Annotated in this window: 16 protein-coding genes; 10 read left to right on the top strand and 6 right to left on the bottom strand. The window is 68.4% G+C overall.

All coding sequences use genetic code 11. The features are described 5' to 3' along the window. Positions 1-170 precede the first annotated feature (170 nt). From ACUTR7_RS08520 to proX, 4 genes are all read left to right on the top strand, one after another. Positions 171-779, top strand: a complete 609-nt coding sequence (locus ACUTR7_RS08520; protein ID WP_012204594.1) for a TIGR00645 family protein — start codon at positions 171-173, stop codon at positions 777-779. A gap of 742 nt (positions 780-1,521) precedes the next feature. Further along, on the top strand, positions 1,522-2,844 hold the full coding sequence (proV, locus tag ACUTR7_RS08515) for a glycine betaine/L-proline ABC transporter ATP-binding protein ProV (protein ID WP_141834109.1): 1,323 nt from the start codon (positions 1,522-1,524) through the stop codon (positions 2,842-2,844). Then, positions 2,841-4,040, top strand: coding sequence for a glycine betaine/L-proline ABC transporter permease ProW (gene proW / locus ACUTR7_RS08510; RefSeq protein WP_207444569.1), 1,200 nt, complete (start codon positions 2,841-2,843; stop codon positions 4,038-4,040). The genes proV and proW overlap by 4 nt, the downstream gene beginning before the upstream one ends. A 110-nt stretch (positions 4,041-4,150) precedes the next feature. Further along, positions 4,151-5,197, top strand: coding sequence for a glycine betaine/L-proline ABC transporter substrate-binding protein ProX (gene proX / locus ACUTR7_RS08505; protein WP_088165310.1), 1,047 nt, complete (start codon positions 4,151-4,153; stop codon positions 5,195-5,197). Positions 5,198-5,242: 45 nt separating this feature from the next. Here the strand turns inward: proX and ACUTR7_RS08500 are convergent, their stop codons facing one another. The 3 genes from ACUTR7_RS08500 to ptsP are packed head-to-tail and all read right to left on the bottom strand — an operon-like array spanning position 5,243 to position 10,523. Then, positions 5,243-6,994 (bottom strand): PTS fructose transporter subunit IIC, encoded by a 1,752-nt coding sequence (locus ACUTR7_RS08500; RefSeq protein WP_445608596.1) that lies wholly within the window; start codon positions 6,992-6,994, stop codon positions 5,243-5,245. Between the two features lie 23 nt (positions 6,995-7,017). Continuing rightward, the gene (locus ACUTR7_RS08495) at positions 7,018-7,983 is read right to left on the bottom strand and encodes a 1-phosphofructokinase family hexose kinase (RefSeq protein ID WP_445608595.1); all 966 of its coding nucleotides are present in this window, start codon (positions 7,981-7,983) and stop codon (positions 7,018-7,020) included. Beyond that, positions 7,980-10,523: a phosphoenolpyruvate--protein phosphotransferase gene (gene ptsP / locus ACUTR7_RS08490; protein ID WP_445608594.1), complete on the bottom strand. Its 2,544-nt coding sequence runs from the start codon at positions 10,521-10,523 to the stop codon at positions 7,980-7,982. The genes ACUTR7_RS08495 and ptsP overlap by 4 nt, the downstream gene beginning before the upstream one ends. A gap of 135 nt (positions 10,524-10,658) precedes the next feature. Between ptsP and ACUTR7_RS08485 the strand changes: the two genes are divergently transcribed. Further along, positions 10,659-11,645, top strand: a complete 987-nt coding sequence (locus ACUTR7_RS08485; RefSeq protein WP_445608593.1) for a LacI family DNA-binding transcriptional regulator — start codon at positions 10,659-10,661, stop codon at positions 11,643-11,645. A 21-nt stretch (positions 11,646-11,666) separates the two neighbouring features. On the opposite strand, the gene ACUTR7_RS08480 is transcribed toward ACUTR7_RS08485, so the two are convergent. Continuing rightward, positions 11,667-13,292: a SulP family inorganic anion transporter gene (locus ACUTR7_RS08480; RefSeq protein ID WP_445608592.1), complete on the bottom strand. Its 1,626-nt coding sequence runs from the start codon at positions 13,290-13,292 to the stop codon at positions 11,667-11,669. Beyond that, positions 13,292-13,930, bottom strand: coding sequence for a ParB-like protein (locus tag ACUTR7_RS08475; protein ID WP_445608591.1), 639 nt, complete (start codon positions 13,928-13,930; stop codon positions 13,292-13,294). Before ACUTR7_RS08475 ends, ACUTR7_RS08480 begins: the two co-directional genes overlap by 1 nt. A 139-nt stretch (positions 13,931-14,069) precedes the next feature. Between ACUTR7_RS08475 and ACUTR7_RS08470 the strand changes: the two genes are divergently transcribed. The 4 genes from ACUTR7_RS08470 (at position 14,070) to ACUTR7_RS08455 (ending at position 17,674) form a co-directional block, all read left to right on the top strand. Beyond that, positions 14,070-14,756: a DUF3334 family protein gene (locus tag ACUTR7_RS08470; RefSeq protein WP_012204543.1), complete on the top strand. Its 687-nt coding sequence runs from the start codon at positions 14,070-14,072 to the stop codon at positions 14,754-14,756. Positions 14,757-14,906: 150 nt separating this feature from the next. Beyond that, on the top strand, positions 14,907-15,416 hold the full coding sequence (locus tag ACUTR7_RS08465; protein ID WP_445608590.1) for a MarR family winged helix-turn-helix transcriptional regulator: 510 nt from the start codon (positions 14,907-14,909) through the stop codon (positions 15,414-15,416). Between the two features lies 1 nt (position 15,417). Continuing rightward, positions 15,418-16,644 carry a multidrug effflux MFS transporter gene (locus ACUTR7_RS08460; RefSeq protein ID WP_445608589.1) on the top strand — a complete coding sequence of 409 codons (1,227 nt, stop codon included), beginning with the start codon at positions 15,418-15,420 and terminating at the stop codon, positions 16,642-16,644. Between the two features lie 130 nt (positions 16,645-16,774). Continuing rightward, positions 16,775-17,674 carry an alpha/beta hydrolase gene (locus ACUTR7_RS08455; protein ID WP_088165541.1) on the top strand — a complete coding sequence of 300 codons (900 nt, stop codon included), beginning with the start codon at positions 16,775-16,777 and terminating at the stop codon, positions 17,672-17,674. 64 nt (positions 17,675-17,738) lie between these two features. On the opposite strand, the gene fumC is transcribed toward ACUTR7_RS08455, so the two are convergent. After that, positions 17,739-19,130 (bottom strand): class II fumarate hydratase, encoded by a 1,392-nt coding sequence (gene fumC, locus ACUTR7_RS08450; protein WP_013803259.1) that lies wholly within the window; start codon positions 19,128-19,130, stop codon positions 17,739-17,741. Positions 19,131-19,443: 313 nt separating this feature from the next. Here fumC and ACUTR7_RS08445 point away from each other — a divergent pair, with 313 nt between their 5' ends. Then, positions 19,444-20,997 (top strand): fumarate hydratase, encoded by a 1,554-nt coding sequence (locus ACUTR7_RS08445; protein WP_034391754.1) that lies wholly within the window; start codon positions 19,444-19,446, stop codon positions 20,995-20,997. Positions 20,998-21,084: the final 87 nt, after the last annotated feature.

The raw sequence follows: 21,084 nt of genomic DNA, 5'->3' as shown, positions 1-21,084 counted from the left end.
TACATGCCACTGACTGAAACCCCCTCGGGCGCGTCTACCTGGGGATTCCCCGCAGTTCCTGGCTGTCACTGGCAATGGCCTGTTTCGCCGCTAAAATCGCGCGCCCGTTTTCCACGGCCATTGTCCCCTCCCATCCACGCCCCCACACCAGACAAGCGCGACCGACCACCATGGCCCGCCAGCAAAACTCCAATCGAGCCCCCGGCTCCCCCCTGCGTCCCCTGCCCTCCCTGATCTTCGCCAGCCGCTGGCTGCAGCTGCCGCTGTACCTGGGCCTGATTGCTGCCCAGGGCGTCTACGTCTGGCACTTCCTGCTCGAGTTGTGGCACCTGATCGAGGCCGCCTTCGGCAACCAGGAAGCGCTGCAGGCGCTGATCACCAGCATCGGCTACAAGCACGATGCGCCCATCGGAGCGCTCAACGAAACCATCATCATGCTGGTGGTCCTGGCGCTGATCGACGTGGTGATGATCTCCAACCTGCTGATCATGGTCATCGTGGGCGGCTACGAAACCTTCGTCAGCCGCCTGGGCCTGGACAGCCACCCCGACCAGCCCGAGTGGCTGGGCCACGTGAACGCCTCCATCCTCAAGGTCAAGCTGGCCCTGTCCATCATCGGCATCAGCTCCATCCATCTGCTCAAGACCTTCATCAACGCAGGCAGCTACGACGTCAAGGTGCTGATGTGGCAGACCATCATCCACGTCACCTTCCTGGCCAGCGCCCTGGCCATCGCCTACACCGACAAGCTGATCAACAGCACGGCCAGCAACCACTGAGCCGGCGGCATCCCGCACCGAAGCCCCGCAGCGCCAGCCGCTGCGGGGCTTTTTTCATGGGCGGGCGCAGGCAACGGGTCGGTCACCTGCCAGCGCCCGGCCGGCCAGCGCACCAGGCACGCTTTTTGCCGCAGATCGGGCCTGAAGCTTTCCTCAAGCTGACGCTTGACCGATTTTATTCATCGATGACAGCATATGCCTTGCGAATCATGGTTTTAATGCTCTCATTAAGTGAGCAAATACTGGCCGGATTGCAGCCCCCAACGGCTTGAAACAGCCCAAAACAGGCCTTCTTCGGCTCATGCGTTTTGACGCAGTAAAACCTGTTTTATATAATTTCGGCTTCTTTACAACCTGCCAAGCAGGTCATCGGCACCGTCTTCACGGCCTGCCGATACACCCCGGCGGATCGTTGTGCTTCCGGTACAGCCCCGTCAACCGGGCCGAAACTCGGTCCTGATGTTGTGGGGCATCGCGCTGGCTGATCTTCAGCCACGATGCCCGACTGAGACACCGCGCGCCTCGCCGCCGGCTGCTCTCGACTTCTGGCTCTTGCGCACCGCTTCGCGTGCCATCCGAGCCGCCTCGGGTGCTTTCGCACCTGTTTGAATCCCAGCAACGGGGGACGGCAGTCCCCTGCAGCGAACGGCATCAGGGCTTCATTTTTGGCTTGCGCGCCAGCGTCTTCGCCTGTCGAGGACGCTGGACTGTGTTCCATCTCACCCAAAAGGAGAACGCCACAGTGGCCAAGCAGATCATCATCGATCATGTGTTCAAGGTGTTCGGGGACGACCCCAAGACCGCACTCGACCTCGTCCAACAGGGCCTGAGCAAACAGGAGATCCTGGAGCGCACGGGCCAGTCCATCGGCGTGTTCGACGCCAATTTCACCATCGAGGCCGGCGAGATCTTCGTCGTCATGGGCCTGTCGGGCTCGGGCAAGTCCACCCTGGTGCGCATGCTCAACCGCCTCATCGAGCCCACGGCCGGGCGCATCGTCGTCGATGGCCAGGATATCAACGCCCTGAGCGAGCGCGACCTGCGCGCCCTGCGCCGCAAGGACATCTCCATGGTGTTCCAGTCCTTTGCGCTGATGCCGCACATGACGGTGCTGGACAACACGGCCTTCGGCCTGGAGCTGGCCGGCGCCGACAAGGCCGAGCGCCAGACACAGGCCCAGGCCGCGCTGGAGCAGGTGGGCCTGGGCGCCTGGGGCGCCAGCTACCCCGACGAGCTGTCGGGCGGCATGCAGCAGCGCGTGGGCCTGGCCCGGGCGCTGGCGTCCGATCCGTCCATCCTGCTGATGGACGAGGCCTTCTCGGCCCTGGACCCCATCATCCGCACGGAGATGCAGTCCGAGCTGCTGCGCCTGCAGCAGATCCAGCGCCGCACGATCGTCTTCATCTCGCATGACCTGGACGAGGCCATGCGCATCGGCGACCGCATCGCCATCATGAAGGACGGCCAGGTGATCCAGGTCGGCACGCCCGACGAGATCCTGCGCAGCCCCGCCGACGACTATGTGCGCAGCTTCGTGCGCGGCGTGGACGCGGCCTCGGTCTTCAAGGCCGGCGACATCGCGCGCCAGGCGCTGACCGTGGTGTCCGAGCACAGCGACCGCGGCTGCCGCGCAGCCCAGCGTCTGCTGGAAGACTCCGACCGCGACTACGCCTATGTGGTCAACGCGCGCCGCCGCTTCCTGGGCGTGGTGTCCTCGCAGTCGCTGCGCGACGCACTGCATGGCCGCCCGGGCATGCTGGGCCTGAGCCACGCCTTCCTGCCCAACGTCGAGCCGCTGTCCGCAGGCACGCCGGTGGCCGAGCTGTTCGGCCCCGTGGCCGCCGCGCCCTGCGCGCTGCCGGTGACCAGCGACGACGGCCAGTTCATGGGCGTGGTCAGCCGCACCACCATGCTGCGCTTCCTGGACCGCGACACGCCGCCCGTGCCACCGCCGCAGGAGATCGTGCCGCCGGTCACGCTCAACCCGCATTTCCCGGCCTCCAACGCCCCCACCGTCGCGCCGACCGTGGAGCCGATTGAACAACGACAAGGAGATGCCGCATGAGCGATGCAACCAACAGCCTGAACCCGAACACCGCCGCTGCCGCCACCGATCCCTGGGCCGATGCGAGCGCAGCCCCTGCTTCCACCGATTCCGCAGCGTCTGCAGCCTCTGCAAGCGCCGATCCCTGGGCCACCGCCGCCACGCCGGCGCCCGATGCCTCGGCCGATCCCTGGGGCGCCGCCAGCGGCGGTGATGCTGCAGGCGGTGACTGGCTGGGCGCCTCGGCCGGCTCGGGCGTTCCCGACGACGCCCATGCCAGCCTCTGGCACCAATTGACCACCGACGGCCTGCCCGTGCAGGGCTGGATCAACAGCGGCCTGGAATGGGTGGTCCACCATTTCCGCCCCTTCTTCCAGGCCGTGCGCACGCCCATCGACGGCACGCTGTCGGGCATCACCGATGCCATGCTGGCCCTGCCCTGGCCGCTGCTGATCCTGATCCTGACCCTGGTGGCCTGGCAGTTCGCGGGCCGCGCCATGGCCATTGGCGCCGCCATCTCGCTGGTGGTGGTCGCCATGCTGGGCATCTGGCCCGAGGCCATGGTGACGCTGTCCCTGGTGCTGACCTCGCTGGTGTTCTGCATGGTCATCGGCCTGCCCGCGGGGATTTTGCTGGCCTCCAGCGACCGTGCGCAGCGCTGGACACGCCCGCTGCTCGACGCCATGCAGACCACGCCGGCCTTCGTCTACCTGGTGCCCGTGGTGATGCTGTTCGGCATCGGCAACGTGCCCGGCGTGATCGTGACCATCATCTTCGCGCTGCCGCCGCTGATCCGCCTGACCAACCTGGGCATACGCCAGGTGCGCCCCGACCTGATCGAAGCCAGCCGCGCCTATGGCGCATCGCCCTGGCAGTTGCTGTGGAAGGTGCAGCTGCCGCTGGCCATGCCCTCCATCATGGCGGGCGTGAACCAGGCGCTGATGCTGTCGCTGTCCATGGTGGTGATCGCCTCCATGATCGCCGTGGGCGGCCTGGGCCAGATGGTGCTGCGCGGCATCGGCCGCCTGGACATGGGCCTGGCCACCGTGGGCGGACTGGGCATCGTGCTGTTGGCCATCGTGCTGGACCGCATCACCCAGGCCATGGGGCAGACGACCCGTGGCGGTGCGCGCTGGTGGCACAGCGGCCCCGCCGGCTGCATTGCCCGCCTGCTGGGCGCCGGCAACAAGCCGGTCCATCGCGGCAGCACCAGCTGAATGCCTTCACTGCGGCGCGGATGGGCCCACTGCCGCGCCGCCTTCCCGAAAAGCGGCCAGCCAGGCTGGCCGCCCACTCCCCTTTCATCACACAACGGAGGAACCCGAGGATGAACCAAGCCCTGAACCACAATCGACTGCCAACTGCCACTGCCAGCCACTGGCTGCGCACCGCCACGATGGCTGCCGGCATCGCACTGGCCTGCGCAGGCGCATCGGCCGCCAGCGACCAGCCCGGCAAGGGCGTGAAGGTGTCGCCGCTCAAGAGCTCCATCGCCGAAGAAAGCTTCCAGACCCTGATCGTCATGAAAGCCCTGGAGAAGCTGGGCTACGACGTGCAGCCCTTCCAGGAAGTCGAGTACCCCACGGCCCACGTGGCGATTGCCAATGGCGATGCCACTTTCCTGGCCACGCACTGGAACCCGCTGCACGCCGACTACTACAAGAACGCGGGCGGCGACGCCAAGCTGTTCCGCAAGGGCGTTTACTCGGACAACGCGGCCCAGGGCTATCTGATCGACAAGAAGACGGCCGACGAATACAAGATTACCAATATCGGCCAGTTGAAGGACCCCAAGATCGCCAAGCTGTTCGACTCGGACGGCGACGGCAAGGCCGACCTCACCGGCTGCACGCCGGGCTGGGGCTGCGAGGCCGTGATCGAGCACCACCTGACGGCCTACAAGCTGCGTGACACCGTGACCCACAAGCAGGGCACGTACTCGGCGCTGATCGCCGACACCATCTCGCGCTACAAGGCCGGCAAGCCCATCCTCTACTACACCTGGACGCCCTACTGGGTGAGCAACGTGCTCAAGCCCGGCAAGGACGTGGTGTGGCTGGAGGTGCCCTTCTCCTCGCTGCCCGGCGAGCAGGCCAAGTTCGATACCAAGCTGCCCAACGGCAAGAACTACGGCTTCGTGGTGAACAAGCAGCAGATCGTGGCCAACAAGGCCTTCACCGACAAGCACCCCGACGCCGGCAAGCTGTTCGAGCTGATGCAACTGCCCGTGGGCGACATCAGCGCGCAGAACCACATGATGAGCCAGGGCCAGAACAAGCCCTCGGACATCAACCGCCATGTGGACGGCTGGATCAAGGCCCACCAGAAGACCTTCGACGGCTGGCTGGAACAGGCCCGCGCCGCAGCCCGCTGAACGCTGCGGGGGGAGCCGCTACAGGCGTTCCCCCGGCTTCCCGCTTCAAAGGCCCGCTTCGGCGGGCCTTTTGAACAGGCGCAGGGCGATGGCCGTGACCACCACGCCCGCCACCAGCGCCACCGCATACATGGCCACGTGGGTCACGGCGTTGGGAATGGGCGCGACGAAGATGCCGCCATGCGGCACCTTCAGCTCCACCCCCGCCAGCATGGACACGGCTCCGGCCACGGCCGAGCCCAGCACCAGGGCCGGAATCGTGCGCAGCGGATCGCGCGCCGCGTAGGGAATGGCCCCCTCGGTGACAAAGGCCAGGCCCAGCACGCCGGCCGAGGCGGCGCTGCCGCGCTCCTCGCGCGTGAAGCGGTCTGCAAACAGGCGCGTGGCCAGGGCCAGCCCCAGCGGCGGCGTCATGCCGGCGATCATGGCCGCAGCCATGGGCGTGTAGACCTGGCTCGCGATCATTCCCGTGGAAAACGCATAGGCGGCCTTGTTCACCGGCCCGCCCATGTCAAAGGCCATCATCGCGCCCAGCAACAGGCCCAGCAGCAAGGCACTGGCACCCTGCATGCCGCGCAGCCAGGCGCTCAACCACTGCAGCAGCTCGGCCACGGGCGCACCGACCAAATAGAACATCAGCAGCCCCGTGAACAGGCTGCCCAGCACGGGCAGGATCAGCATGGGCAGCAAGCCCTTGAGCGCCTGCGGCAGCCGGATGTGCGCCGCCATGAAGGCCACGCCGTAGCCGGCGATGAAGCCGGCCGCGATGCCGCCGATGAAGCCTGCGCCCATGCTGGACGCGATCATCCCGCCGATCATGCCCGGCGCAATGCCGGGCCGGTCGGCAATGGAATAGGCGATATAGCCGGCCAGCGCCGGCACCATCAGCGCAAAGCCGCCCTTGGCGCCGATCTGGAACAGCGTCCATCCCAGCGTGCCCTGGTGGGTATCGTCATGGACATAGATGCCGCCCAGCGCAAAAGCCATGGCGATCAGAATGCCGCCTGCCGTGACGAAGGGCAGCATGAAGGACACGCCGGTCATCAGGTGGCGATAGGCACCGCCCTGGGTCCGGGCCGGCGTGGGCACGGCGCCGCCTGCAGCAGCGCCCACGGCGGCACCATGCACGGTGGCTTCGGCCAGCGCCTTGGCGATCAGCCCCGAGCCGTCGCGTATGGCCGGCTTGGTGCCGCTGCGCAGCAGCGGCTTGCCCGCGAAGCGCGAAAGATCGACCTCGCGGTCGGCGGCGATGATGACCAGGTCGGCCTCGGCAATCTCCTGCGGCGTCAGCGCATCGAGCGCGCCCACCGAGCCTTGCGTTTCCACGCGCATGGCGTGGCCCAGCGCCGCCGCGCCGCGCTGCAGTCCCTCGGCCGCCATGAAGGTGTGGGCGATGCCCGTGGGGCAGGAGGTGACGGCCACGATCCGCTTGCCCGTGCGCTTGCCCAGGCTCTCGCCCGTGCGCTGTGCTGCGGGACTGGCGGCAGCGCAGCGTGCAAGCACGCCGGCCGGATCATCAAGCGCCTCGCGCAGGCTGCAGCGCTCGACGGTGGCCTGCACGAAGCGGGAGGCATCGGCGGCGGTATCTGCATCGTCATCGGTGCCGGCATCCCCCACGATCAGCAATTGCCCGGCCTGCGCGGCCGCATCGGCCGCATGCAGCCCGATCACACCGCCGCTGGCACGCACTTCCACGGCCAAGGGACGCTGTCCGGCCGCATGGCGCAGGGCTTCGGCGGCCAGCAGCGCTTCGGCGTCATGCCCGGCGGCTGCGATCACCACAAAAAGAGGGTTCATGAAAGCTCCTGAAGAATGGGGGATCACGGCCACTGGCATGGCTCCAGCAGCACGCTGGCAGCCAGTGCCTGGACGCGGTTGGCATCGACTTCGCGTGCGGGTGCGGCCTGCAGCCAGGCCAGCGCGCTGGCCGTGGACAGGCGTGCGGTGTCCGCCAGATCCAGTCCGCGCAGCCGCGCGGCCACCATGCCCGCGACCATGGCATCGCCCGCGCCCACGGAGCTGCCGCGTGCCCGCTGCGGCGGCCGCGCAATCACCGCGCCTTGCGCGGTGGCGAACAGCGCGCCCTCCTCGCCCATGGACACCACGGCCAGTCCCAGCCCCCTGTCCAGCAGGCTGCGCGCGGCGGCCAGCAGCGCGTCGCGGCCGTCCAGGCGCTGGCCTGTGGCGGCCTGCAACTCCTCCCGGTTGGGCTTGATGGCCCAGGGCATGGCCGCATGGGGGGCCGTCGCCAGGGCGGCGGCCAGGGGGGCCTCGCTGGTGTCCAGCAGCACGTCGGCACCGGCGGCCACGGCCTGGGCCTGGAGCCGGGCCCAGCTGTCCGCAGGCAGGCCGGCCGGCAGGCTGCCCGACAGCACCACGGCCAGGCCGGGCCGCAGATACCGGGCCAGCGCGGCCATGACGGCGTGCAGATGCGCTTCGGCCAAGGCCAGGCCCGGCAGGTTGATGTCCGTGGTCTGGCGTCCGCCATCGGCCACCAGCTTGATGTTGGTGCGCGTCTGGCCCGGCACGCGCAGGCAGGCGTCGGCAATGCCGCGCTGGGCGAACAAGGCCTCGAACATGCCGGCGTTGTCGCTGCCCAGCACGCCCAGCGCGGCCGTGGAAACGCCCAGGCCCGCCAAGGCGGCGGCAACATTGATGCCCTTGCCGCCCGGCGCCTGCACGCTGCCCAGCGCGCGCTGCACCTGGCCGGGCAGCAGCGCATCCAGGGTCACGAGCTGGTCTATGGCCGGGTTCAGGGTCACGGTAATGGCTTGCGGGGCGTTCATGCCGTCACCTCCTTGGCCAGTGCCCGCACCTGCGCGGCATCCTCGCAGCCGAGCGCCCTGTCTGCCAGCGCCTGCAACTGCCGCAGGCTGGCCGCGCGCAGGCCGGCCTTGACACCGGCGATGTCGTTGGGCGTCATGGACAGCTCGCCCACCCCCAGCCCGGCCAGCAGCAGCGCGCCGACCGGGTCGCCGGCCAGTCCGCCACAGACGCCCACGGCGCGCGCGCGGGTGGCAGCGCCCTGCACGGTGGCGCGCACCATCCGCAGCACGGCCGGATGCAGGCTGTCCGCCTCGGCCGCCAGTTGCGGGTTCTGGCGGTCCATGGCTAGCACGTACTGGGTCAGGTCGTTCGTGCCGATGGAGAAGAAATCGGCATGGCGGGCCAGTGCGTCGGCCTGCACGGCGGCGGCGGGCACCTCGATCATGATGCCCAGCGGCAGGACCGGGGCGTCCAGTTCGGCGCGCAGCCGTTCGCAGTCCGCGCGCAGCGCCAGCAGCTCCTGCACGCTGGTGACCATGGGAAACATCACGGACAGCCTTGCGCCATCGCGGGCCGCCCGGTACAGGGCGCGCATCTGGGGCTCCAGCAGGTCGGGGCGGCGCAGCAGCAGCCGCGCGCCGCGCACGCCCAGGAAGGGGTTGTCCTCGCGCGGCAGCTCCAGGTGGGCGACCTGCTTGTCGCCGCCGATGTCCAGCGCGCGAACGATCAGCGGCCGGCCCTCCAGCGCCTGCGCCATGGCGCGGTAGGTTTCGTACTGCTCGTCCTCGCCGGGCGTGCTGCCGCGCTCCAGGAACAGGAATTCCGTGCGCATCAGACCCACGCCCTCGGCGCCCTGGGACAGGGCCAGCGGCACCTGCTCGGGCAGGTTGACGTTGGCGCAGACTTCGATGCGCACGCCATCGGTGGTGATGGCAGGCAGGCTGCGCTGCGCGGCCACGCGTTCCTGCAGCGCCCGCTGCCCGGCCATGTGGGCACGCGCCGAAGCCAGGTCCTGCTCCGAGGGATCAAGGTAGATGCGGCCATTGGCGCCATCGACGATGGCCAGGGCCCCATCGGCCATGCCCAGCACGCCGCCGCCTGCCGCCACGGCGGCCGGCAGCCCCAGCGTGCGCGCGAGTATGGCCGTGTGCGAGGTGGGGCTGCCCTGCGCCGTGACCAGCGCGCACACGCGCGCCGTGTCCAGCCGGGCGGTTTCCGAGGGCGAAAGATCGGCCGCGACCAGGATGCAGCCGCCTTCCGGCAGGCCCTCCGGTCCCGCCGCTGCCAGCGAGGGCTGCAGTTGCACGAGCACGCGCCGGCCCACGTCGCGCAGGTCGGCGGCACGCGCGGCCAGCGCGGGGTTGTCCAGCGCCTGGAGACGGGCAGCGCCTTCCTCCACGGCCTGGTCCCAGGCCCAGGCCACGCCGTGGCCCTGGACCATGAGCTGGCAGGCGCGCGTGATGAGTCCGGTGTCGCCCAGCCACTCGGCCTGCGCGCTGAAGATGGCCGCATCGCCTTCGCCCAGGCGGCGGCGGGTGTCGTCATGCAGGGCGCGCAGCTGGCCCTGTGTTTCGGCCAGTGCCGCATGCAGCCGCGCACCGCCTACGCTGAGCGGCTCGGGCAGGTCGGGAATCTCGGCGGCCTCCACACGCCACTGGTGGATGCGGGCCACGGCCAGCCCCGGGCTGGCGCCCAGGCCCACAAAGGCAGGCCGCGCCAGCGGCGGCAGCCAGCCCGTGGCGGGCGATTCGGCCGCCTTGCGCGCAGCGGCGTCGGCATCGGCACGTTCCTGGGCCACCAGGGCCTGGGCCACGGCGCACAGGCGCTGGACCGCGGCACTGGCATCGGGCCCCTCTGCCGAGACGGTGACCTTGTCGCCTTCGCGCAGTCCCAGCTGCAGCAGGCTGGCCATCTGCCGCGCATCGGCCACCTCGCCGCCATGGCGCACCTGGATGCGCGAGGTAAAGCCGCGCGCCGCCTCCGCCCAGCGCGTGGCAGGCCGCGCATGCAGGCCGTTGGGATAGGCAATGCTCCATTCGCGCGCCTCGGCCAGATCCGCTGCCGCAGGGCGGGCGGTAGGCGGCGCCGGGTCCGCTTGCCCCTGGAGCACATCAATCACCTGCTGCGCATCGCCGGTGGTGAACAGCGCCTGCAGCCGGGGTGTCTGCAGCAGGCCGGCCAGGCGGCGCAGCAAGGTGATGTGCGCATCGGAGCGTGCCGCCACCGCCACGACCAGATGCACGTTCTGGCCTGCATTCCAATCCAGGCCCTCGCGCACCTGGAGCACGGCCACCGCGTCGCGCAGCACCAGGGCCCGGTCTTCGGCGCGGCCGTGGGGAATGGCCACGCCGTGGCCCAGAAAGGTTTCGGCCTGGGCCTCGCGCACCTGTATGCCGGTGGCATAGCCAGGGGCCACGCAGCCAAGGTCCTGGAGCAGCCGGGCCGCCTGGGCAATGGCGTCGGCCTTGTCGCGCACCCTGGCGTCCAGGCGCACGGCGATCTGCAGGCCCGCAGGAGCGGTGGCTGCAACCGCCGGGAGGGATGAATGGGCATTGATCATGGCGCGGATTGTGGGAACGTTCCCAACCATCAGTCAATCTGCACTGCAACATAACCCGGCCATAATCCGGCCATAAATCGGCATTTCTTTGGAGTTATCCTCTGCGGCAGACCATAACCAACGGGAACGATTGCATTGAGCATCAGCATCAACGATGTGGCCCGTGCGGCCGGGGTTTCCAAATCGACGGTGTCGCGCGCGCTGGCGGGCGGCTCGGTCAGCGAGGAGGTCCGGGCGCGGGTCGCGGCCGCCGTGCAGGCCACGGGCTACCGGCCCAATCTGATGGCGCGCCGGCTGCGCGCGCGCGACGCAGGGCCCATGGGCGTGCTGGTGGCCGACATACGCAACCCGTTTTTCACGGCCCTGATCCGCGCGGTCGAGGCCGAGGCCTATCGCCAGGGCCGGCGCGTGCTGTTGTGCAATACCGACGAAGACCCGCAGCGCGAAGCCATGTACCTGCAGCTCATGCAGGAAGAGCGCATCGCGGGGCTGATCTTTGCGCCCACCCAGGCCAGCCTGCACAAGCTGGAGCGCATGCAGCTGGAGTTCCCCGTCGTCCTGGTGGACCGGGCGGGCGCCCCGGCCTTCCATGACAGCGTGGTGCTGGACAACGCCCAGGCCTGCGCCACCCTGGTCAGGCATCTGGTGGACCAGGGCCGCCGCCGCATTTCAGGCGTCTTCGGCAGCACCAGCAGCACGGCGCGCGAGCGCTGCGACGGCTATCTGGCCGCCATGCGCGATGCGGGCCTGGAGCCCGACTTGCGCCAATTGCCCCCGACCAGCGATGCCGCCGAGGCCGAGGTCGCGCAATGGCTGCGCCAGCCGCAGCGGCCCGATGCCTTCGTGGCCAGCAACAGCCTGCTGCTGGAAGGCTGCCTGCGCGCCATACGCGCCGCAGGCCTGCGCATCCCCGGTGACGTGGCGCTCGCCGGTTTCGACAACGAGCGCTGGACAGAACTGGTGGCCCCCGCCATCACCGTGATCGAGCAGCCGGTGGAGGCCATGGGCCGCGCCGCATTCGGCCTGCTCATGGAGCGGCTGCACACGCCCGACCTGCCGCTGCGCAAGGTGATCATGCAGGGGCGCTGCATCGTGCGCGAGTCCACCCAGGCGGCGGGCTGAGGCGCTGCGCCGGGGCGGGGATCACGCGGGGATCTGCAACTGGCGCACGGCGTCGTCCACGCTCCAGCCCGCATAGCTGGCGCGCGGCAAGGCCGGATTGCCCACGCGCGCCAGCAGGTCGCGCACGGGGTCCTTGACGCGGGCCAGGGCCAGCGGCACGCCCAGTTGCCGCAACTGGGCCGCGAAGTCGCACAGCGCCTCGACACTGGTGGCATCCAGATCGGCCGAATCTTCCAGGCTCAGCACCACGCCGCGGGGCGAAGGCAGGGATTGCAGCCGCTCCCGGATGGCCGCAAACACCGGGTCGGCATTGCCGAAGAACAGCGGCGCCTCGGGCCGCGCGATCAGCAGGCCGGCCGGCACCACCGCGTCGGGGTGGCGTGCGGCATCGACAAAGTCATGCGTGTCCCCCAGCCTGCCCAGCCAACTCACATGCGAGCGCGACAGCGTTTGCAGCAGCATGAGCAGGCTGGCCGCAATGGCCAGCAGCAGCCCGTCGAGCACGCCCAGCGCCAGCACGGCAAAGAAGGCCAACACCACGATCAGCCGATCCCGCCGCCAGGCGAAGTAAGGGCGCAGCGCGGCAGGGTTCAGCGTGTGGCCCACGGCGTGGATGACGATGGCGGCCAGCAGCGGCTCGGGCGTACGCTCTATCCAGGGCAGCAGCAGCCAGACGGCCAGGCCCACCACGGCGCAGGCCACCAGGCCTGCAGCGCGGCTTTGCGCGCCCGCCACCTCGTTGGCCGAGGTGGCGGAGTAGCCCGCGCCCACGGGCATGCCATGGAACATGCCCGACAGCAGGTTGGCCGCGCCCAGCGCCATCAGGTCGCGGTTGGCATCGACGCGGTCGCCGTGGCGCAGCGCAAAGGTACGGATGGAGCCATAGGACTCGGCATAGAGGATGAGCGCCATCGCAAAGGCCAGCTCGCCCAGGCGCAGCCATTCGGCACGCGACAGCGAGGGAATACCGGGGTTGGAGAAATCCAGCCGTATCGGCCCCACGGCCGCAATGCCCCAGCGCGCGCACCAGCCGCCCGCTTCCAGCGCAATGCCGGCCGCAATCACCAGCAAGGCCGCAGGCAGGGCACGCCAGCGGGCCAGCGCACGCATCAGCAGCAACGCCGCAACGGCCATGGCCAGACCCGCTCCATTCCAGTGCCGCCAGCCGGCCAGCAGCTCCCAGACAAAGCGCGGCAGATCGCCATGCACGGGCTGGAAGGCGACGGCATGCGGGATCTGCTTGACCACGATGGTCAGCGCCAGCCCCAGCGCAAAGCCGCGCAGCACGGGCTTGGCAATGAAATTGGAGACCGCGCCCAGCCGCGCCAGCCCCGCCACCACGAAGAACAGGCCCGTCAGCAGCACGATGCCCACGCCCAGAAGCATGCGCTGCTGCGGCGAGGTGCCGGCCATGGACGCCGTGGCCGCCAGCAGCACGGCGGCAGAGGAGGATGTGGCCGAGACGATGGCGAAGCGGCTGGTCCCCAGCAGGCCATAGGCCAGCAGCCCGGCGAACAGCGCAATCACCCCGGCCTGCGGCGGCAGGCCGGCGATGCCGGAATAGGCCACGGCCTCGGGCAGCAGCAGGCCGGCGATGGACAGGCCGGCGCCCCAATCGGCCAAGGCAGGCAGGCCAGGCGCACGCATCAGGATTGCGGAGCGACGACGCCGGACCAGCCCGGCAGGTAGCGCGCCTCGGCGCCGTGCGCCAGGCCCAGGGCCTCATGCAGGGCCTGATCGGGCAAGGCGACATCGCTCTTGCCACTGCGCAGGTCCTTGGGTGCAAAGCGCGTGCGGAAAAAATCGGCCCAGAGGAATTCGACGAAAGGCGCCGTGTCCTTGGCATAGCCACCGGCCTTGCGCACGGCGCCGGCCAGGCTGCGGTAGGGGTCGTCGCGCAGGCGGTCCAGCTGCTCGGGCATCTTGGCCCAGTCGCATCGGCGGCCGCGCTCGTCATACGGATGGGCCCATTGGTGGAACTCCATCAGGCGCCAGAACATCAGCGGATCGGCCTCGCTGAAATCGGCCAGCTGCATGACCCAGACCTGCTCCACGGACTCCTGCGTCAGCGCCAGCCCCAGGTGGTGGTGGTCAACGATGTAGTGCAGGCCGCGCGGCCCCAGCACGGCCAGAAACCAGTGCGAGGCCAGAAGGCCTTCGCGCTCCTTGCGCCTGAGGCGGCTCCACTGGGCGCGCTTGGTCTGCACTTCGGCGGCGCCGATGGTCATCTGCGTGGGACGCAGTGCGTCCAGCGAAACCCGGGTCAGATGCTGCTGCGCTCTCATCGTCCAACCTCCGTTGCATCAAAGGTGCGGACCCGGCGGGCTGCCCGATCCGGCATCCAGAATACGCCTTCGGAGTTACAAATGGTCGCAACAACGGACTTGCACCCATAATCGCTCACAATTTTGTCCCGTTGACCTCATGAACCAGCCCCAACATCCCATCGTCCATGGCACGGAAGACGTGCTGATCAGCCTCTGCAACTCCGTCTCGCGCGTGCTCCAGGTGGCCACGCAGTGCCAGATCCAGTATTCGGGCATGGTGCAACGCATCACCAAGACCAGCCTCAAGCCCGATATCGGCTGCTTTGTCCTAGTGGACGGCGGCTTCTCGGGCCTGGTGATCATCAACTTCTCGGCCGCCGCCGCCATGGAGCTGTACCGCAGCTACATGCTGAGCATGGGCATGGGCGAGGACGACCTGGCCACCTCCTATACCTCGGACGATGTCAGCAACGTCATGGGCGAGCTGATGAACCAGGTGGTGGGCGACTTCACCAGCAAGGTCCAGCGCGAGCTTCAGACCTACATCACCCAGAGCCAGCCCAAGATGATCCGCCTGAACAAGCAGGTCAACCTCAGCGTGGACGCCAACCTCGACTCCCCCGAGGCGCGCCGCGTGACCTTCTACACGGGCAACAACAACATCTTCTATCTCGAACTGGCCATGGACCGCACCGAGTTCATCAAGGTCGTGGACTTCGAGCCCCAGGAGCGCCCCGATCCCGATGCGCTCATGGCCCAGACCGCCGCCAGCGCCCCGGCCGCAGCGCCCGCGCCGGCCGCCAGCACCGACACCGACGAACTGCTCAAGTCGCTGGGCATGTAACTGCCGGCACACGCCCCGGCTTACAACCCAGGCACACAACCCCGGCACCGCGGGCAAGACCCTGATGCATGCGGATGTATCAGGGTGGCCCCGCAAACGACATCGTTGATATACAGATAATTGGGATGCCAACTATTTGAATACCATCCGATGTCGTCCCCTTCCGCCCCCTTCCCGCTCACGCAGGCCGAGCCCGCCGCCGTGCAAAGGCATTTCATGTTCACGCTGGGGCAGGTGAACAAGCAGTGGCGCCGCACTCTGGACCGGCTGCTGGCACCCATGGGACTGACCCAGGCACTGTGGATGCCGCTGATGCACCTGGCGCGCTCGCCCGAGGCCATGCGCCAGAAGGATCTGGCCCACTCCCTGGCGCTGGACAGCTCCTCCGTCGTGCGGCTGGTGGACGGCCTGGCCGCCCAGGGCTGGATAGAGCGCGTGGACGACAGCGACCGCCGCGTCAGGAAAATCCAGCTCACGCCAGCCGGCCATGCCCAGGTAGAGGCCGTGCAGGGCCTGCTGCAGCAGGCGCGCGCCCAGGTGCTGGGCGCCGTGCCGCCCGAGGAACTGGGCGCGGCCTATGCCACGCTGCAGCGCCTGCTGGAGGCCATGGCCGCCGAGCCCGCCTGCGACACGGACCTGCCCGACGAGCAGGCTGCCTGAGATGGCGGCCGAGCACTCTTCGCTGCCACCCGCCCAGGGCCATACAGCGGCCAGCCGCAAGGCGCCGCTTTGGCTGCTGGTGATCGTGACCATCGTCGGCACGCTGGCCATGCACATGTTCCTGCCCGCCCTGCCCGATGCGGCACGGCAGCTCCAGGCCGGCGCCAGCCAGATGCAGCTGACCATCACGGTCTACATCCTGGGCCTGGGCGTGGGCCAGCTGATCTATGGCCCGCTGTCGGACAGCCTGGGGCGCCGCCCCATGCTGCTGGCCGGGCTCATCCTCTATGCGCTGGCCAGCCTGGCGGCCTTTCTCGCCCCGTCCGCCCCCTGGCTGATCGGCGCGCGGCTGCTCCAGGCGCTGGGCGGCTGCGCGGGCCTGGCCCTGGGCCGTGCCATTGCGCGCGATTCGAGCACGCCCGAGAACGCCGTGGGCAGCCTGGCACTGCTCAACCTGATGATGATGATCGGCCCCGGCATCGCGCCGGCCATCGGCTCTGCCATCGACGACGCCCTGGGCTGGCGCGCCATCTTCGGCACGCTGGCCGTGGTCGGCGGCGTGACGGCCTTCGCCATCTGGAAGCTGCTGCCCGAAACCGGCCAGCCCACGGGCCGCCTGCACCTGGGCACCATCCGTGACGACTACCGCAGCCTGCTGCGCTCTCCTGCCTTCGTGGGCTTTGCCGTGGGCGGCGGCTGCGCCACCACGTCCATCTATGCCTTCCTGGCAGCGGCGCCCTTCGTCTTCATCGAGCAACTGCATTCCACCAAGCATGAGGTGGCCATCTACCTGGGCCTGCTCATGGGCGGCATGGCCGTGGGCAATGCGCTGGCCCGCCAGTTGATACGCCACTGGCCCCTGGAGCGGCTGATGCTCAACGGCAATCTGCTGAGCCTGGCCAGCGCGGCCATGCTGCTGTTGCTGGCCCTGTTCAACCAGCTCACACCGGCCATCGTGGTGGGGCTGATGGTGCTGTTCGCGCTGGGTTCGGGCCTGACCAGCCCTGCGGCGCTGGCCAGCGCGCTGAGCGTGCATCCGCGCCTCACGGGCTCGGCCGCCGGGGTCTACGGCAGCACCCAGATGGCCGTGGGCGGCCTGTGCACGCTGGGCGCCAGCCTGGGCAGCAACCCGGCGCTGTCGGCAGCGCTGGCCCTGGTGGTGGCCTGCGTGCTGGGGCAACTGGGCTTTCGCAGCGCGCTGCGCCACGCGCAGCGGGCGACCGGCTGAGGGCCGCCCTGGCTGAGGGCCACAGTCCCCCAGGCGACGCTCCGGCTGCATGCGGGCCCGAGGCGCACAGGCCCTCGATTACATTGGCGCAGCCGTGGCCAGCCGCCACGGCCCACAGGAGACAAAAAACATGCGCCAACTTTCCTTTTCCATCGTCCTGCGCCAGGCCGCCTTCGGCACGCTGGCGGCCGCCGCGCTGCTGGCCGGCCCGGCCGCCCATGCCGGCTCCATCGAGGCCGCCGAGTTCAAGAGCGCCACGCTGCAGCGCAGCTGGACCTACAACGTCTACCTGCCCACGGGCTACGACGCCCAGTCCAGGCTGCGCTACCCCGTCATGTACCTGCTGCACGGCAATGACGGCCAGCGCAACGACTGGCCCGTCAAGGGCAATCTGCTGCGCACGGTGGACCAGCTGATCCAGAACGGGGAGATTCCGCCCGCCATCATCGTCATGCCCGACGCGGGAACGACCTGGTACGTGGACCTCAAGGAGCCCATGGAGACGGCCTTCTTCCAGGACCTCGTCCCCCATGTCGAGAAGAAGTACCGCACCCTCACCAGCCGCGATGGCCGCGTGATCGGCGGCCTGTCCATGGGCGGCTACGGAGCGCTGCGCTACGTGCTCAAGTACCCCGAGAAATTCCAGGCCGCCGCCCTGCTGAGCCCCGCCATCTACAACCCCGAGCCCCCCGCCGATTCCTCGGCACGCTCGGTCAAGGTCTTTGCCGAACCCAACACCGGCGGCCAGTACAGCACCACGGTCTGGAAGAGCTACAACTACCCTGTGCTGTGGGACAGCTTTCTCGCCCGCAAGATCAGCGTGCCCATGTACATCAATTCGGGCGACGACGATGAATTCATGATCGAGTCCGACGCCGCCCAGCTCTACGCCCAGCTGCGCAGGAACAAGCAGCCTGCCGAGCTGCGCATCGTCAACGGCAAGCATGAATGGCCGGTCTGGGAAAGCACCATCGGCGACGCGCTCAAGTACGTGTTCCGCACCGTGCGCCGCCCGCAGGCGGACAACTGAGCCAGGCCATGAAGCAAAAAAAGGGGAGCCGATCGGCTCCCCTTTTTGATTGCATCAGCAGGTCTTACAGATTGCCGACCATCTTGGCAGGGATCACCCAGGCGTCGAACTGTTCGCCGGTCAGGTGGCCGGAAGCCACGGCGGCTTCGCGCAGGCTGGAGCCTTCCTTGTGCGCCTTCTTGGCGATGTAGGCCGCCTTGTCGTAGCCGATGTGCGGGTTCAGCGCCGTCACCAGCATCAGCGAGCGCTGCACCAGCTCGGTGATGCGCTCGCGGTTGGGCTCGATGCCCACGGCGCAGTGGTCGTTGAAGCTCTTCATGCCATCGGCCAGCAGGCGCACGCTCTGCAGGAAATTGTGCGAGACCATGGGGCGGAACACGTTCAGCTCGAAGTTGCCCGAGGCGCCGCCGAAGTTGATGGCCACGTCGTTGCCGAAGACCTGGGCCGCCAGCATGGTCACGGCTTCGCTCTGCGTGGGGTTGACCTTGCCGGGCATGATGGACGAGCCGGGCTCGTTCTCGGGGATGGAGATCTCGCCCAGGCCGCTGCGCGGGCCCGAGGCCAGCCAGCGCACGTCGTTGGCGATCTTCATCATGCTGGCGGCCAGCGTCTTGAGCGCGCCGTGGGCGTGGACCAGGCCGTCGCACGAGGCCAGGGCCTCGAACTTGCTGGGCGCCGTCACGAACGGGTAGCCGGTGAGCTGGGACAGCTCGGCCGCCACGCCCTCGGCATAGCCCTTGGGCGCATTCAGGCCCGTGCCCACGGCCGTGCCGCCCAGCGCCAGCTCGTACAGGTGCGGCAGCGCGGCGCGCACATGCTTTTCGCCATGGGCCAGCTGGGCTACCCAGCCCGAGATTTCCTGACCCAGCGTCAGCGGCGTGGCGTCCTGCAGATGGGTGCGGCCGATCTTGACGATGTCGGCATAGGCCTCGCTCTTGGCCTGCAGCGTATTGCGCAGCAGGGCAATGGCGGGCAGCAGCTTTTGCTCGATGGCCGTGACGGCAGCCACGTGCATGGCCGTCGGGAACACGTCGTTGCTCGACTGGCTCTTGTTCACGTCGTCATTGGGGTGGACCAGGCGCGACTCGCCGCGCTCGCCACCGAGGATTTCGCTGGCGCGGTTGGCCAGCACCTCGTTGACGTTCATGTTGGTCTGCGTGCCCGAGCCGGTCTGCCAGACCACCAGCGGGAACTCGTCCGGGTGCTTGCCGGCGATCACCTCGTCGGCGGCGGCCAGGATGGCCTGGGTCTTCTTCTCGTCCAGCAGGCCCAGCTTGTGGTTGACGGTGGCCGAGGCCTTCTTGACCTGGGCCAGCGCGTGGATGATCTCGCGCGGCTGCTGCTCTCCGCTGATGTCGAAGTTCTGCAGCGAACGCTGCGTCTGCGCACCCCAGAGCTTGTCTGCGGGGACGGCTATGGGTCCGAAAGTGTCTTTTTCCTGGCGGGTCGCGGTCATTGGTATGGACTCCTTGGTGAAAACAACGCGGCGCAGTTGGCTGGAGGCAGGTCGGCGGGCCGCGCAGGACGTGGCTCGGGGATATCTGGCTGGCAGGGCCGCAATGGCAAAAACCCGCTCATGGTAACTCCGTAAATGGGAACCTCTCGCATCCGTCCCCCACCGAGGTGTCGCCGAGGCGGGCTTGTCCAGGCAAACCCCTCGACTCTTGTACAAGACTGCGCCCATTGCGTGCACTTTTCCCCCTGCAGCGCCGATAATCGCCCCCGGGATTCCCCTCCCCTGTTCCCCCGATCAAAAAGACACCCCACCGATGACCACCACGATCCGCCAGCAGGACCTGATCGATTCGATCGCAGGCGCCCTGCAGTACATCAGTTACTACCACCCCGCCGACTACATCGCCCACCTGGCCCGCGCCTACGAACGCGAGCAGAGCCCGGCGGCCAAGGACGCGATGGCCCAGATCCTGACCAACTCCAAGATGTCGGCCACCGGCCACCGCCCGATCTGCCAGGACACCGGCATCGTCAACGTGTTCCTGAAGGTGGGCATGGACGTGCGCTGGGAAGGCTTCACGGGCGGCCTGGAAGACGCCATCAACGAAGGCGTACGCCGCGGCTACAACCACCCCGAGAACACGCTGCGTGCCTCGGTCGTGGCCGATCCGCTGTTCGCGCGCAAGAACACCAAGGACAACACGCCTGCCGTCATCAACGTGCAGATCGTGCCCGGCGACAAGCTGGACGTGACCGTGGCCGCCAAGGGCGGCGGCTCGGAGAACAAGTCCAAGATGATCATGATGAACCCCAGCGACAACCTGGTGGACTGGGTTCTCAAGACCGTTCCGACCATGGGCGCGGGCTGGTGCCCGCCGGGCATGCTGGGCATCGGCATCGGCGGCACCGCCGAGAAGGCCGTACTGCTGGCCAAGGAAAGCCTGATGGAAGACCTGGACATGTACGAGCTGCAGGCCAAGGCCGCGCGCGGAGAAAAGCTCGACCAGGTCGAGGAACTGCGCCTGGAGCTGTACGAGAAGGTCAACGCCCTGGGCATCGGCGCGCAAGGCCTGGGCGGCCTGGCCACCGTGCTGGACATCAAGATCAAGATGTACCCCACGCACGCGGCCTCCAAGCCCGTGGCCATGATCCCCAACTGCGCGGCCACGCGCCACGCGCACTTCGTGATGGACGGCTCCGGCGCGGTCTACATGGACGCCCCCTCGCTGGACCTGTGGCCCAAGATCGACTGGGAGCCTGACTACAACAAGTCGCGCCGCGTGGACCTCAACGCCCTGACCAAGGAAGAAGTGGCCAGCTGGAAGCCCGGCGACACCCTGCTGCTCAACGGCAAGATGCTCACGGGCCGCGATGCCGCCCACAAGCGCATCCAGGACATGCTGGCCAAGGGCGAGAAGCTGCCCGTGGACTTCACCAACCGCGTGATCTACTACGTCGGCCCGGTGGACCCGGTCAAGGACGAAGCCGTGGGCCCCGCAGGCCCCACGACGGCCACCCGCATGGACAAGTTCACCGACATGATGCTGGAGCAGACCGGCCTGATCGCCATGATCGGCAAGGCCGAGCGCGGCCCGGTGGCCATCGAGTCCATCAAGAACCACAAGTCGGCCTACCTGATGGCCGTGGGCGGCGCCGCCTACCTGGTGTCCAAGGCCATCAAGAACGCCAAGGTCGTGGGCTTCGAGGACCTGGGCATGGAAGCCATCTACGAATTCGACGTGGTGGACATGCCCGTGACCGTGGCCGTGGATGCCGGCGGCACCAGCGCCCACATCACGGGCCCTGCCGAATGGCAAAAGCGCATTGCATCCGGCGAATTCAAGACCATTGAGATCGCCTCGGCCTGAAGCCGGCACCAAGCGCAAAGGGACCGCCTTCGGGCGGTCTTTTCATTGGTGCGGGCATTTGTGACAGACTGCCCGCTGCCTGCAACA

It is taken from the genome of Delftia sp. NA_296.1 (genome assembly GCF_052692095.1).
Note: the sequence above shows the minus strand (reverse complement) of the source record. Positions and strands in the feature narration are given on the sequence as shown.

Coding starts and splice junctions, on each gene's coding strand:
- ACUTR7_RS08480 (WP_445608592.1), bottom strand. CDS start 13,292: ATGCGTGCGCCTGGCCTGCCTGCCTTGGCCGATTGGGGCGCCGGCCTG.
- proX (WP_088165310.1), top strand. CDS start 4,151: ATGAACCAAGCCCTGAACCACAATCGACTGCCAACTGCCACTGCCAGC.
- ACUTR7_RS08470 (WP_012204543.1), top strand. CDS start 14,070: ATGAACCAGCCCCAACATCCCATCGTCCATGGCACGGAAGACGTGCTG.
- ACUTR7_RS08465 (WP_445608590.1), top strand. CDS start 14,907: ATGTCGTCCCCTTCCGCCCCCTTCCCGCTCACGCAGGCCGAGCCCGCC.
- ACUTR7_RS08500 (WP_445608596.1), bottom strand. CDS start 6,994: ATGAACCCTCTTTTTGTGGTGATCGCAGCCGCCGGGCATGACGCCGAA.
- ACUTR7_RS08455 (WP_088165541.1), top strand. CDS start 16,775: ATGCGCCAACTTTCCTTTTCCATCGTCCTGCGCCAGGCCGCCTTCGGC.
- ACUTR7_RS08475 (WP_445608591.1), bottom strand. CDS start 13,930: ATGAGAGCGCAGCAGCATCTGACCCGGGTTTCGCTGGACGCACTGCGT.
- fumC (WP_013803259.1), bottom strand. CDS start 19,130: ATGACCGCGACCCGCCAGGAAAAAGACACTTTCGGACCCATAGCCGTC.
- ACUTR7_RS08495 (WP_445608595.1), bottom strand. CDS start 7,983: ATGAACGCCCCGCAAGCCATTACCGTGACCCTGAACCCGGCCATAGAC.
- ptsP (WP_445608594.1), bottom strand. CDS start 10,523: ATGATCAATGCCCATTCATCCCTCCCGGCGGTTGCAGCCACCGCTCCT.
- ACUTR7_RS08445 (WP_034391754.1), top strand. CDS start 19,444: ATGACCACCACGATCCGCCAGCAGGACCTGATCGATTCGATCGCAGGC.
- ACUTR7_RS08520 (WP_012204594.1), top strand. CDS start 171: ATGGCCCGCCAGCAAAACTCCAATCGAGCCCCCGGCTCCCCCCTGCGT.
- proW (WP_207444569.1), top strand. CDS start 2,841: ATGAGCGATGCAACCAACAGCCTGAACCCGAACACCGCCGCTGCCGCC.
- ACUTR7_RS08460 (WP_445608589.1), top strand. CDS start 15,418: ATGGCGGCCGAGCACTCTTCGCTGCCACCCGCCCAGGGCCATACAGCG.